This is a genomic window from Collinsella aerofaciens (assembly GCF_041537385.1).
GTDB lineage: Bacteria > Actinomycetota > Coriobacteriia > Coriobacteriales > Coriobacteriaceae > Collinsella > Collinsella aerofaciens_BV.
In genome coordinates this window covers 94,994-106,633 of sequence record NZ_JBGORS010000007.1, presented here as the reverse complement: position 1 = coordinate 106,633, position 11,640 = coordinate 94,994, and the positions used below count along the sequence as shown (strand labels likewise).

Annotated in this window: 14 protein-coding genes; 5 read left to right on the top strand and 9 right to left on the bottom strand. The window is 55.6% G+C overall.

The window, feature by feature from the left end:
• Nucleotides 1-145: 145 nt before the first annotated feature.
• The 9 genes from ACEG18_RS08645 to rpmH all read right to left on the bottom strand — a co-directional run bounded on the left by ACEG18_RS08645 (nucleotide 146) and on the right by rpmH (nucleotide 5,184).
• Complete coding sequence (locus tag ACEG18_RS08645; RefSeq protein WP_117817403.1) at nucleotides 146-400, bottom strand: hypothetical protein; 255 nt, start codon at nucleotides 398-400, stop codon at nucleotides 146-148.
• Complete coding sequence (locus tag ACEG18_RS08640; protein ID WP_199408188.1) at nucleotides 390-1,295, bottom strand: ParB/RepB/Spo0J family partition protein; 906 nt, start codon at nucleotides 1,293-1,295, stop codon at nucleotides 390-392. The genes ACEG18_RS08645 and ACEG18_RS08640 overlap by 11 nt, the downstream gene beginning before the upstream one ends.
• A complete protein-coding gene (locus tag ACEG18_RS08635) occupies nucleotides 1,288-2,088 on the bottom strand; it encodes a ParA family protein (protein WP_022093800.1) in 801 nt (266 codons plus the stop codon). Before ACEG18_RS08635 ends, ACEG18_RS08640 begins: the two co-directional genes overlap by 8 nt.
• Before the next feature lie 133 nt (nucleotides 2,089-2,221).
• On the bottom strand, nucleotides 2,222-2,887 hold the full coding sequence (gene rsmG / locus ACEG18_RS08630) for a 16S rRNA (guanine(527)-N(7))-methyltransferase RsmG (protein ID WP_232049588.1): 666 nt from the start codon (nucleotides 2,885-2,887) through the stop codon (nucleotides 2,222-2,224).
• 168 nt (nucleotides 2,888-3,055) lie between these two features.
• Entirely contained in the window at nucleotides 3,056-3,625 is a 570-nt protein-coding gene (locus ACEG18_RS08625; protein ID WP_372542326.1) for a Jag family protein, read from the bottom strand.
• A 44-nt stretch (nucleotides 3,626-3,669) separates the two neighbouring features.
• Nucleotides 3,670-4,440, bottom strand: coding sequence for a YidC/Oxa1 family membrane protein insertase (locus tag ACEG18_RS08620; protein WP_055251326.1), 771 nt, complete (start codon nucleotides 4,438-4,440; stop codon nucleotides 3,670-3,672).
• 29 nt (nucleotides 4,441-4,469) lie between these two features.
• Nucleotides 4,470-4,694, bottom strand: a complete 225-nt coding sequence (gene yidD, locus ACEG18_RS08615; RefSeq protein ID WP_372542324.1) for a membrane protein insertion efficiency factor YidD — start codon at nucleotides 4,692-4,694, stop codon at nucleotides 4,470-4,472.
• On the bottom strand, nucleotides 4,691-5,029 hold the full coding sequence (rnpA, locus tag ACEG18_RS08610) for a ribonuclease P protein component (protein ID WP_082435526.1): 339 nt from the start codon (nucleotides 5,027-5,029) through the stop codon (nucleotides 4,691-4,693). Before rnpA ends, yidD begins: the two co-directional genes overlap by 4 nt.
• 20 nt (nucleotides 5,030-5,049) lie before the next feature.
• Nucleotides 5,050-5,184 (bottom strand): 50S ribosomal protein L34, encoded by a 135-nt coding sequence (rpmH, locus tag ACEG18_RS08605; protein ID WP_019127408.1) that lies wholly within the window; start codon nucleotides 5,182-5,184, stop codon nucleotides 5,050-5,052.
• A gap of 345 nt (nucleotides 5,185-5,529) precedes the next feature.
• On the opposite strand from rpmH, the gene ACEG18_RS08600 reads away from it, so the two are divergent.
• The 5 genes from ACEG18_RS08600 to ACEG18_RS08580 all read left to right on the top strand — a co-directional run bounded on the left by ACEG18_RS08600 (nucleotide 5,530) and on the right by ACEG18_RS08580 (nucleotide 11,630).
• Complete coding sequence (locus ACEG18_RS08600; RefSeq protein WP_117817411.1) at nucleotides 5,530-6,882, top strand: ATP-binding protein; 1,353 nt, start codon at nucleotides 5,530-5,532, stop codon at nucleotides 6,880-6,882.
• Between the two features lie 15 nt (nucleotides 6,883-6,897).
• On the top strand, nucleotides 6,898-8,622 hold the full coding sequence (locus ACEG18_RS08595) for a DnaA ATPase domain-containing protein (protein WP_372542322.1): 1,725 nt from the start codon (nucleotides 6,898-6,900) through the stop codon (nucleotides 8,620-8,622).
• 238 nt (nucleotides 8,623-8,860) lie between these two features.
• Nucleotides 8,861-9,964, top strand: a complete 1,104-nt coding sequence (gene dnaN, locus ACEG18_RS08590; RefSeq protein WP_099432409.1) for a DNA polymerase III subunit beta — start codon at nucleotides 8,861-8,863, stop codon at nucleotides 9,962-9,964.
• 9 nt (nucleotides 9,965-9,973) lie between these two features.
• Nucleotides 9,974-11,080: a DNA replication/repair protein RecF gene (recF, locus tag ACEG18_RS08585; RefSeq protein WP_372542321.1), complete on the top strand. Its 1,107-nt coding sequence runs from the start codon at nucleotides 9,974-9,976 to the stop codon at nucleotides 11,078-11,080.
• Complete coding sequence (locus tag ACEG18_RS08580; RefSeq protein ID WP_372542319.1) at nucleotides 11,067-11,630, top strand: DciA family protein; 564 nt, start codon at nucleotides 11,067-11,069, stop codon at nucleotides 11,628-11,630. The genes recF and ACEG18_RS08580 overlap by 14 nt, the downstream gene beginning before the upstream one ends.
• Nucleotides 11,631-11,640 lie beyond the last annotated feature (10 nt).

The following is an 11,640-nucleotide window of genomic DNA, read 5'->3' as shown; positions in this document are numbered from 1 at the left end:
GATATGCAACCGGGGCCGGTTCATTTATTGACCTCAATTTTGGACCAGCTGCTACCTTTCCCATTTTTTACGGACAAAATAAGGGGCCCTTGTCTCATGAATCAGACAAGGGCCCCTCAAAATATGCAGGGTAATTGTTAGGTACCTAATAGCCTACATTTTCCCATTGGTTGCTAACCCAACCTTGATTAATCTTAGGATTTTTCGTTACCTGAGCAGTCCGCATGGCAACATCTTCTGTCATAACATCCATTTTCTTCTTGGATGTATCAACGATATCTTGCGCGCCACGAAGCAAACGACCTCGAAGTTCATCGTCTGTCGCGATCTTATAGCCAGCAAAGGCACCAGCCGCGACAGTCGTCACCAATGCAATCGCAGTAAAAATCTTATTCCTCATCTTGGCCACCTTGATCAAACTGAATCATTTCACCAAGAATACGAGAGAGCTCTTCCTCGTCTTTAAACTCAATCTCAATCTTATTCTTTCCACGCGAGCTCTTCACACGCACGTTGGTATTAAATACCTGACGAAGTACACGCGCAGCCTTTTTAAAAGACTGAGGCGTTGCAGGCCGCGGCGTCTTAGGTGTCTCTCCGGCAGAAAACAATGGAGCAAGATTTTCTGTCGCTCTTACGGAAAGGCCCTCCGCAACAACCTTCTCTGCAAGTCGAATTCGAGCATCCTCATAGGGAACAGCAAGAATCGCACGTGCGTGACCAGCAGTAAGTTTACCCTCAAAAATCATCTGCTGAACTACTTCGGGGAGATCGAGAAGGCGCAGCGAGTTTGTAATTGCAGAGCGTGACTTGCTTACGGCCTTCGACAATGCCTCCTGGGTCATACCGCTAGCATCGATGAGCTGGCGATAGCCCTTAGCCTCTTCGACGGGATTCAGATCAGAACGCTGAAGGTTTTCGATAAGAGCAAGAGCCAGCATCTCTTCATCATTAACATCTTTAATGATGACAGGCAGTTCCTCAAGACCAGCAAGCTTTGACGCCTGGTAACGACGCTCACCAGCGATGATCTCATAGCCGTTTCCATGCTTGCGAACCAAGAGCGGCTGCAAAACGCCATGTTCTTGGATTGACTCGCTCAACTCGCGAAGTTCAGTTTCATTAAAGTGAATTCGCGGTTGATTAGGGTTGGGAACGATATCCTCAATAGGTAGTTTTGTTTCAGATGCGGCATTTGAAGCAGATGCAGCGGAACCACCGGTCTCATACTCGGCCTCAGAGACCAAAGCATTGAGTCCACGCCCCAATCCGCCACGTTTCTTTGCACTAGGCACGCTTGATCACCTCTTTTGCAAGGTTCATATACGCTTTTGCACCCTTGTTTTGAGGTGCATAGGTAATTACCGGTTCTCCAAAAGACGGAGCTTCAGAGATTTTAACGGTACGGGGAATCAGCGTCTTAAACGCCTTATCACCAAAGTACGATTGAACTTCCTCAACAACCTGATTCGACAAAGAAGTACGTGAGTCATACATGGTCATAAGCACGCCATAGGTGTCTAAGCCCTTGTTCAGACGTGATTTGACCATCTTCATTGACTCAAGCAGCTTCGTAACTCCCTCAAGTGCGTAATACTCACACTGGATTGGAATCAAAACGCTATCTGCTGCGGTCAAGGCATTGATAGTAAGCAGGCCGAGCGAAGGAGGACAGTCAATGAAAATAAAATCGAACTCGTCCTGAATCGGCTCAAGCAAATCTTTGAGGCGGGTTTCACGAGCAATTGCGCTTACGAGCTCAATTTCGGCACCTGCAAGCTGAATCGTAGCTGGAATTACGAATACCTTTTTGCAATTTGTATCAAGAACAAGCGATTCTGCCGGCACATCATTCAACAATGCATCATAGATGCAGTGATCAAGGTCTTCTTTTTCAATTCCAAATCCACTGGTGCTGTTTCCCTGCGGATCAAAATCGACAATCAGCGTCTTACGACCCTGCTCACCCAGTGCTGCTGCAAGGTTTACAGCCGTCGTTGACTTACCGACGCCGCCTTTTTGATTGATGATTGCAATGATACGCGTGTCTTTTGCGCTCTTAGAACGCTTAACGTCGCGAAATCCCACGGTCCCTCCTGGTGTGTATTAAAGCTGTCAAACGGAGGATGTTTCACGTGAAACATTCCGATTCGATATCAACCGCCATGTTTACGTGAAACACTGCAAGTTGTTAGTATCCATTATGTTTCACGTGAAACATCTAGGCAAGCGGATTCTTCTTTGCCATGCCATTTGCACGAGGCAATGAAACGGATGCTGGATGACTCTTTTTAAGAACAATGAACTCCCTGTGGCCCAAGCCCTCAGGCAAATCGATTGCGTCATTCAGAAGCAAAGTGAAGCCGCAAATCTTAGCTGCTGACATGCCGGAAGCAAGCTCCTCATCCGAAGGATTACCCTTGGTGATAACAAATAGCCCTCCATCCTTGAGGAACGGAGCTGCATACTCAACAAGAATCGGTAGAGGAGCCAGTGCGCGGGCGGTTACGACAGAGAACTGCTTCTTATGACTTCGAGCATATTCTTCAAGACGATCATGGACCGCATGAGCATGTTTCAATCCAAGAGCATGAACAAAAGAATTGACTGCATCAACCTTCTTGCCAACAGAGTCAATATAAGTAGCTTTACGATGCGTGGTTATGGTTAAAGGAATACCAGGGAAGCCCGCACCTGTTCCCATATCGAGCAAAGCTCCCTCAGGAGCCTTATTGATATAGGGAAGCAAAACAAGAGAGTCGAGGATATGAAGAACCGCAGCATCTTCTATGTTAAGAATACGGGTGAGATTGGTTGTCTTATTTGTTTCCAGAACCAAATCCAAATGCTGAATACATTTCCTCAGCTCAACATCAGTTACGCTCAAGGAATACTCTTTGCAATAGGAAGTTAGACGACTCAACATCTCGTCAGCCTGCTGATCAGTAAGTACTAACAACGAAAGCTCCTTTCTGACAAAAACCAGTGTATCGAGAACTTTTGACAAAAAAAGGGGACGTGGAAACCACGTCCCCTTAGCATAAGCTCGAGTAGATTATCGAGCAACAATCACCACATGGCGATCGGGATCAAAACCCTCAGAATGAGTATCGACGGCGTCATTGCCACGAAGTGCAATGTGAACCAGTCGGCGCTCGTAGGCATTCATGGGCGGAAGCGAAACACTCTTATGAGTGCGGATGGCACGCTCGGCAGCAGACTGAGCCATGGAGGCAACCTTGTCCTGACGGCGGCTCTTGTATCCCTCGACGTCCACTACAACCGGATACCTAAAGCCGAGCTTGCGGCCCACCAGCAATGAGAACATAACCTGAAGGGCATCAAGGGTGCGACCATGACGGCCAATGAGAACAGCAAGGTCGGGAGCCGTTACATCCAAAATCAGCTCACCCTCGTCGCCCTCATACTCATCGATAGGAGAGTTGGCGGCATCGAAGTGCGAAAGGATGGAACGCAGGATGGAAATCGCAACATCGGCAATGGTGTCGAGCTCCTCATCGGTCAGCTCTTCACCGGCCTTGTAGCGCTGTGCAATCTCGGGATAATCGCCCGCGACCTGCGGGGCAACCTCCTCAAGCATATCCTCGATGATCTCTTCAGACATAACGTACTCCAAAAGTTAGGTACCTAAATAAGATTGATATCCCACTACTTCTTCTTGTGCGGGCGCGGCTTCTTCTCGCGACGAGTGACCTCAACCTGCAGCGGTGCGTTCTTAAGACGCTCCTCCTCATCGGCCTTCGCCTTGTCGATGACCTTCTGCGTCACAAAAATCTGCTGGATAACCTGCCAAGCAGACGAGACGTCGTAGTACAGCAGAACACCAACGGGAAGGCTCCAGCCCATCCAAAGCATCATGACCGTCATGACAACGGCCATCATACGCATGCTCTGAGCCTGCTGGCCGGTCTGGTTGCGCGACATATAGAGCTGCGGAATCAGGGTCAGGACAGCGAACAGGATCAGGCAGACCAGCGCAGGCAGCGCGACCATAAAGCCATCGGCAAAGGAGGCGCTCGGCGTGGTGGTCAGGTCGGGCAGAATATTAAAGAACGAGAACGTGCCGTCGTTAAAGTAGTCCGGCAGGTTACGCAGCAGCGTAAAGAGGGCGAACAGGACAGGCATCTGAATCAACAGCGGCAGACAACCAGCCATCGGGTTGAACTTGTTCTCGCTGTAGAACTTCTGCATCTCCTCGGCCTGACGCTGGGGATCGTCGGCATAGCGCTCCTGGATCTCGAGCATCTTGGGCTGCAGCACCTGCATGCGTGCCGTCGACTTAGTCGACTTGAGCATAAGCGGCGTCAGCAGCAGACGGATGATGACCACCAGGATGATGATGGACAGGCCCCAGTCGACCGCAAAGGTCTGGATGAGCTTGAGCAGCTCGAAAAGGATGTTAACGATCCAATCCCACATGTAAGTTTTCCTCCGATAGCGAGTGCCCGCTAGGGCACAGGGTCATAACCGCCGACGTGCAGGGGATTGCAGCGAGCGATGCGCCTCACGGCAAGCCAGCAGCCTCTCAAAACACCGTACTTCTCAATCGCCTGGACGGCGTATTGCGAGCACGTTGGGTAATAAATGCAGGCGTCAGGCAATAAGGGCGAAACAACCTGTTGATATATGCGAATAGGAGCGATGGCAACACGTCGCAAAACGTGATTGCTCATCGCTCCTCCCCGGCAACGCCGGCGCGTTTCATAAGCGAACGCAATGCATTGTCCATCTCCTGCGGCGAGGAAACCCTCGTCTTGGGAGTTGCGAACAAGATGATGTCATAACCCGCAACGGGAAATCCACAGCTGCGGGCGGCCTCGCGCATCACACGCTTAGAACGGTTGCGCACGACAGCACAACCGAGCCGTTTAGCACCAACGAAGGCGACCCTTCCGGAGTCGCCTTCGCCAACCGATTCACATATGGTCATTCGAATCAGAGGGTGATTGAAACGACGCCCCTGACTGAACACATGCTCGAAATCTTGCCGAGACTTAATAGTCTTCATGCGAGATGTGTGTATCGCTGCTAGACAGTGAGACGCTTGCGGCCCTTGGCGCGACGACGGGCGAGCACGGCACGACCACCCTTAGTGGCCATACGGGCACGGAAGCCATGGGTCTTGGCACGCTTACGCTTATTAGGCTGATACGTACGCTTCATCTTAAGTTCCTCCTGCTGCATTTCGAGTGTCCGCGGGGGCGCGGACGCAGATATAGACACGTGAGCTTGAAGATTGTAGGGAAATCAATGTTCAAATGTCAAGAAATCAAAGGTAAAAGGTTGCGCAGTTCACACGGTTCCCCCATAAGCTGAGCTCGATTTAGCGGTGCATGGCAACTTTTCACGATATTTCATCGAGTTTTCAACAGGTCATATTGGCAATGTTGAGAACTTTTCGTCCGTTTTCCAAAGTTTTCAACAGGTTTTGAAAAGTTGTCGAAAGATGAGAAACATTGCACGGTGAGCTACTATTTGTTCGAAACCTTTTGAAAGATTGCGAGCGGCATGTCTGACGACTTTTACACCATGGTCGATTCCGGAGACCCGGCACCCGACAACGAGCACATCACCGGCGTGCGCGAAGAGCGTAAGGAAGGCGAGCAGACGACCACGCAGGCGCCGAAAGCCATGTACGCCGCGCGCATCGCCGTCTATGACGACATGCTGTCGACACCGCGTGTGATCGTCATTGATCCGCAAGATGTCCGCACGTATTTGGAAGAGACGACCAACACCGTCTACCAGTGCATGAAAGAACAAGGTGGCCATATCTCGCTCATGGTCATCCGCGAGATTGTCGAAAACTTTATCCACGCGCACTTTGCCGAGCCCATCATCTCGATTCTGGACGGCGGAGACACCATCCGCTTTGCCGATCAGGGGCCCGGCATCGACGACAAGGAGCGCGCTTTCGACTTTGGCGTTACCAGCGCAAACAGCAAGATGAAGCGCTACATCCGTGGAACCGGAGCAGGGTTTCCCATGGTGCAGGAGTATTTGGAAAACGCCGGCGGTGCCGTATCCATCGAGGACAATATGGGCAACGGCACCGTGGTTACGGTAAGCCTGAACCCTAAACGCGTGCAGGAAATCGAACGCGCCGGCGGACGCGGCGCTGCCGTGCGGCCCGAGACGGAGCAGCCCACATATCCCCTGCCGGGAGCTTTTGCGCAGCAGCCCATGGCAACGCAGCAGATGCAGCCCCCCGTGGGACAGATGCAGCAGCCCGGAATGCTTCCCACACAAGAGCCCCAGGCGGCATCGATGTCGATGCCGCCAAACGCGCCAGAGGCCATGCCGCCGGCGGATCAGGATGCAGCAGCAATGCAGCAGGCGACGGGGGCACCGGGTGGCCAGCAAATGGGCTATCAGCCGTACCAACAGGGATATCCATATCAGCAGATGCCGCCACTGGGGTATGGCCAGCAGTTCCCGCAGCAGTACCAGCAGGGATATCAGCAGCCGTACCAGCAGATGCCGCAGCAGCAGTACAACCCCTGGGCCCAGCAGATGCCTCCGCAGCCTTACCAACAGTGGCCTCAAAGTTTTCAACAGCAAATGCCGCCGATGCAGAGTTCTCAACAACCAGCAGCTCAAATGATGTATCCTAATGCAGCAAATCAGTATGCGCAGCCACAACCGGACGTGTTCGTAAGCGATCGCGGCAACGCCGCGCTGGGCTATCTGGCGCAAAATCAAGCGTGCGGTGCAACCGATCTGGCGAGGGCGTTTGGAAACTCGGCCCCCACTTGGTCACGCACGCTCAATGACTTGGCGCAGGCCGGCTTGGTCATCAAGCATGGCCAGAAATACCATCTGACCGAACTCGGCGCCGCTCGCGTGCGAGCTCAGAGCTAAAGAACGGGAGAGACAGTGGACGAGGAAGCAAGCATCATCCTGGGGGATGCCATCGCCTTTTGCCAGCGCGACGGCCAAGATGCACGCCTCATCAACATGCTGGGGCAATCGCGCGCCATAAGCCTGACCGAAGATACGCTCACGATCGAGGCCCCCTCGCGCTTTGCCATCGCGCAGCTCAAAAAGCATCAGCCGACTATTGAGGCCTATCTGGAAGAAATCGCCTTTGCACCGATTGCGCTCGACATCGTGGCACCGCAAGGCGCAACGGCCGAATCTGCTGCCGCGACGGCGCCCGGCGCTGCTCCCGCTGCTTCCCCGGCGGCGCCGGCCTCCGCAGGCGACGTGCCGGCAATCGAGCACCAGCACAGCGATGTTTCCCGTGAAACCATGGCACCGTTGCCGACCGCCGCTGCGACGTCAACGAACGCACCCGTCACGCACATGCCGATCGCTCACGACGCAGCGGCGGGCGCGGATTCGGGTATTGCAATCAAGAACACGCTCTCGGCCGATGATTTTCGTCGCATGATGAACCAGATGAAGGGCGGAGCGCCGACTAAATCCACGCAAGCTGCGACCCCCGCTTCACCCATGCCAGCACCGACCGTACCGGCCGAGCAGAATACGGATGGAGCCCCGCTCGCCGCGAACTCAAAATTTACTTTTGAGAACTTTGTCTACGGCCCCGAGAACAGCCATGCCTATCGCTCGGCACTCAAGTTTGCCGCCCTCGCGGACGAGCGCGGCACGTGCACATCACTGTTCATCTACGGCAAATCGGGCCTGGGCAAGACGCACCTGCTGCTTGCCATCAAAAACGAGCTCGCCGAGAAGTCGCCCGAGATCAAGGTCAAGTATGCCAACTCCCAGGCATATCTGGACGACCTGATGACCGAGTTCGACCGCCAAAAGAAGAGCAACGCCCCCATCATGCAGGCATACCACGGCGTGGACGTGCTCATCATCGATGACATCCAAAACATCATCGGCAAGCGCGCGAGCGTGGATTACTTTTTCCAGCTCATGGACGAGTTCATCCGCAACAACAAGAAGGTCGTCATCGCGGCAGACCGCGCCCCCAAGGACCTGAGCATGGACGAGCGTCTGACCAGCCGCTTCAACGCCGGCATGCTTTGCCTGGTCGCAGAGCCCAGCTACGAGATGAAATACAAGATCTTGCAGCGCTATTACGAGAACACCATCGTCGCCGCTCCCGAGGCAGGCGACGACTCGCTGCTGGCGGCCTATGGGGGCGACAGCGGGCACCTAACCGACGAGCACTTTAAACACATGGCTGAGGTCTCGGGCACCAACATCCGCGAACTCGAGAGCTTCTGTGAGCGCTGCGCCGGCGAGGCGGGCGACCGCGAACGCGAGGGCGGGGAGCTCACCTTTGACGATATCGACGCCATCGCCAGCCAGTACTTCGACACATCGGCCAAAAAGATCAACGTCCAGACGGTTCAGTCCGTCATCGAAGAGCAGTACGGCGTGACGCACGAGGAGCTCATCGGCCCGCGTCGCAACGCCAATATCGCCAAAGCACGCCACATTGCCATCTACCTGGCCATCGAGATGTGCGAGATGACGACCACGGCGGTAGGCGCCGAATTTGGCAACCGCAACCACTCGACCGTCAGTACGAGCTACAAAAAGGTCCAGAAGATGATCCAGGAAGACCGCACCGTCACCGAAGACCTCAAGTCGCTGCGCGATAAAATTACACTGCGCTCGTAGGGAAATAGAGACACCTGTTGAAAACTTGTCGAAACCACGGGCATAAGGTGTCTAAAACCCAACCCGCGGTGATGAAAAGTTTTGCGCAGGTTTTGAACGTGGAAAACCACCCCTGTTGCACACAGGTTGCTGTCGATTCTCTTTCTGGGTCTAACCTGCGTCTTTGGGAGTAATCAACAGTTTCGTCAGTGCTATTACTATTATTAAGATATTTATATCTATAGAAAGGTATTAAAAGATGAAGTTCACCGTCAGCCAGAGCTCGCTTACACAAGCCATCGGCGTCGTTATGAAGGGTGTCGCTTCGGCATCCACCCTCCCCATCCTGTCGGGCGTGCTCGTTAAGGCCCAAGACGGCATCTTGGAATTCCAGACCTCTAACTACACCATCTCGATCCGTCATCGCATCGCGGCGCATGTCGAAGAAGAGGGCGAGATGGTTATTCCCTGTAAGATGCTCTCCAATATCACCAAGACCCTCCCCGATGCCCCGGTCACCTTTGAGCTGTCCGAGCGCCAGGTGCTGATTGGTTGCGAGAAGAGCTCTTTTAGGCTGAACACGCTCGATGCCAATGACTTCCCCGAGTTTCCGGCCTATGCCATCGAGAGTGCCGTGGAGCTGCCGACCGACGTCTTGTCCGAAATGGTCGGCCGCGTGTGGCGCGTCACCTCGACCGACAAGGCTCGCCCCATCCTGGGCGGCGTGCACATGAAGGTCGAGAACAACACCGTACGCCTGGTAGCGACCGATTCCTTCCGCTTGGCCGTGTGCGATACGCAGGTCGAGACCTCGACCCTCGAGGGCTCCTTTGAGCTCAACGTTCCGGCTGACGCCTTTAACGACGCGCTGAACATCATGGCCAGCCAAGCGACCATCATGATCGGGGCTACCGACACCCAGGTCGTCTTCGAGGCCGGCAACACCACCTACGTGTCGCGTCGCATCGAGGGCGTGTACCCCAACTACAAGCAGCTCATCCCCGATTCGTGCGTGACGAGCGTCAAGATCGACGTCGCCGCCTTTAACGCCGCCCTCAAGCGCGTGGCCGTTATCGCGAGCGCCAACCCCGCCGTCAAGTTCGAGATCGATGTCGAGAACGGGCAGATGGGCCTGTCCTCCATTTCCAATGACCAGGACCTTGCGCAGGAGACGATCGATGTCGAGGCCGAGGGCGAGTCGGGTACCATCGCCTTCAACTACCATTACATCTTCGGCTGCCTCAATGCCCTGTCCAAGGAGAAGGAGATCACGCTGGAGCTCAAGAGCTACTCGCAGGCGGGCATCTTTAAGTCCTACGATAAGATCAACTACCTGTACCTGGTCATGCCGGTCCGCATCTAGCGCTGCGCCATGACCATGTTCGCCCGCGATCTTTCCGTCGCGCACTACCGCAGCTTCGATAGCTATCGCCTTGCCCTGGACGAGGGCGTGACGATACTTGCGGGACCCAACGCGGCGGGAAAGACCAATCTCATAGAGGCGCTGCAGCTGCTGACGAGCGGCGCCTCGTTTAGGCATCCGACCGCAGCCGAGCTCGTCCATGACGGCGTGGGCTCGTGCAAGATTGAGCTGAGGCTCGAGGGCGACGGCCGCGTGCTTGATATGGGATTGAGCGCGGAGGACGGTAAGCGCTCGTTTAGCCGCAACGGCAAGAGATGCTCTGCCGCCGGTGTGCGCGGGGTTCTGCCGAGCGTGCTGTTTTGCCCAGACCATCTGGACATGGTTAAGCGAGGCGCCAGTGTGCGCCGCGCCGCCCTCGATGACTTTGGCATGCAGCTGAGCGCACGCTATGCCGATCTTGCGAGCACCTATGGGCGCTGCGTGACCCAGCGTAACGCCTTGCTCAAGGAGACCTGGTGCTGCCGCGAGATGCTCGGCGCGTGGAACGATTCGATTGCCCGCGCGGGCTCGGCCCTGCTCGTGCACCGGTTGGCCCTGCTCGACCGGCTGGCGGGCCATGTGCACACTGCCTACGGGCAAGTGGCGTCAGGTGAGGCCGCCAACGTGGCCTATGCGTCCACGCTGGGGGATTTGCCCCAGGTCGAGGATCGCGAAGAGCTGAAGGGTTGGGCGTACGAGCGCATGCTGGCCGCCCTTGACGAGCATGCCGACGAGGAAATTCGCCGCGGCGTGACGTTGGTGGGACCGCATCGCGACGAGATCGAGTTCACCGTGGCTGGTCGCTCCGCCCGTTCATTTGCCAGCCAAGGACAGCAGCGCACGCTGGTGCTGTCCTGGAAGGTGGCCGAGGTTGCCGTGGCTCGCGATGTCCTGGGCACCGCCCCACTGCTGCTTCTGGACGACGTGATGAGCGAGCTCGACGGCGAGCGTCGCGGCGCTTTCCTGCGGCTGATCGGCGATGATATCCAGACGGTCATAACTACGACCAACCTGGGGTACTTTACCGACGACCTGCTTGATCGAGCCAAGGTGGTGAGCATGGGTGAGACGTGCTAATTACGAGCGCGAGAGCGAAACGGTCGCCTTCAACGGGTTTTTGAACGCAGAGCGTCAGCGCATCCTAGCGGCTGCGACGCCTAAGCGCCGTGCGCAGATGGAGGCCGCCGAGGAGTCGCGCACGGTCTATCGCGCATGGAACGCGGTGTGCTCGGGCACGCGCGAGGGGCGGCATGTGACGGGACTGCGCTACCTGCCCGAGTCCAATGAGTTGCTGGTATATCTCGACTCGCCCTCGTGGACGCAGGAAATGACGCTGTTGCGCGAAATCATCCGTGCGCGCATGGAGCGCGCCGGTGCGCATGTGGACGGCCTGGTGTTCAAAACCACCGCGCCCGGTCACACGCCGCCCGCCGCCAAGGAACGCCTGCGCCCGGCGCCGACCGAGCGACCGCCGGCCCCGCACGCCGACCTAAGTGAGGCCGAGCGTACCGACATCGAGCGCCAAGTGGCGCCCATCGAAGACCAAAAACTGCGCGAGGCCCTCGAGAATGCCATGAGAGCCAGTGCCGAGTGGGCCAAGGGCGTGCAAAGCAAAAAAGAGCCTTAAATCGCATCTG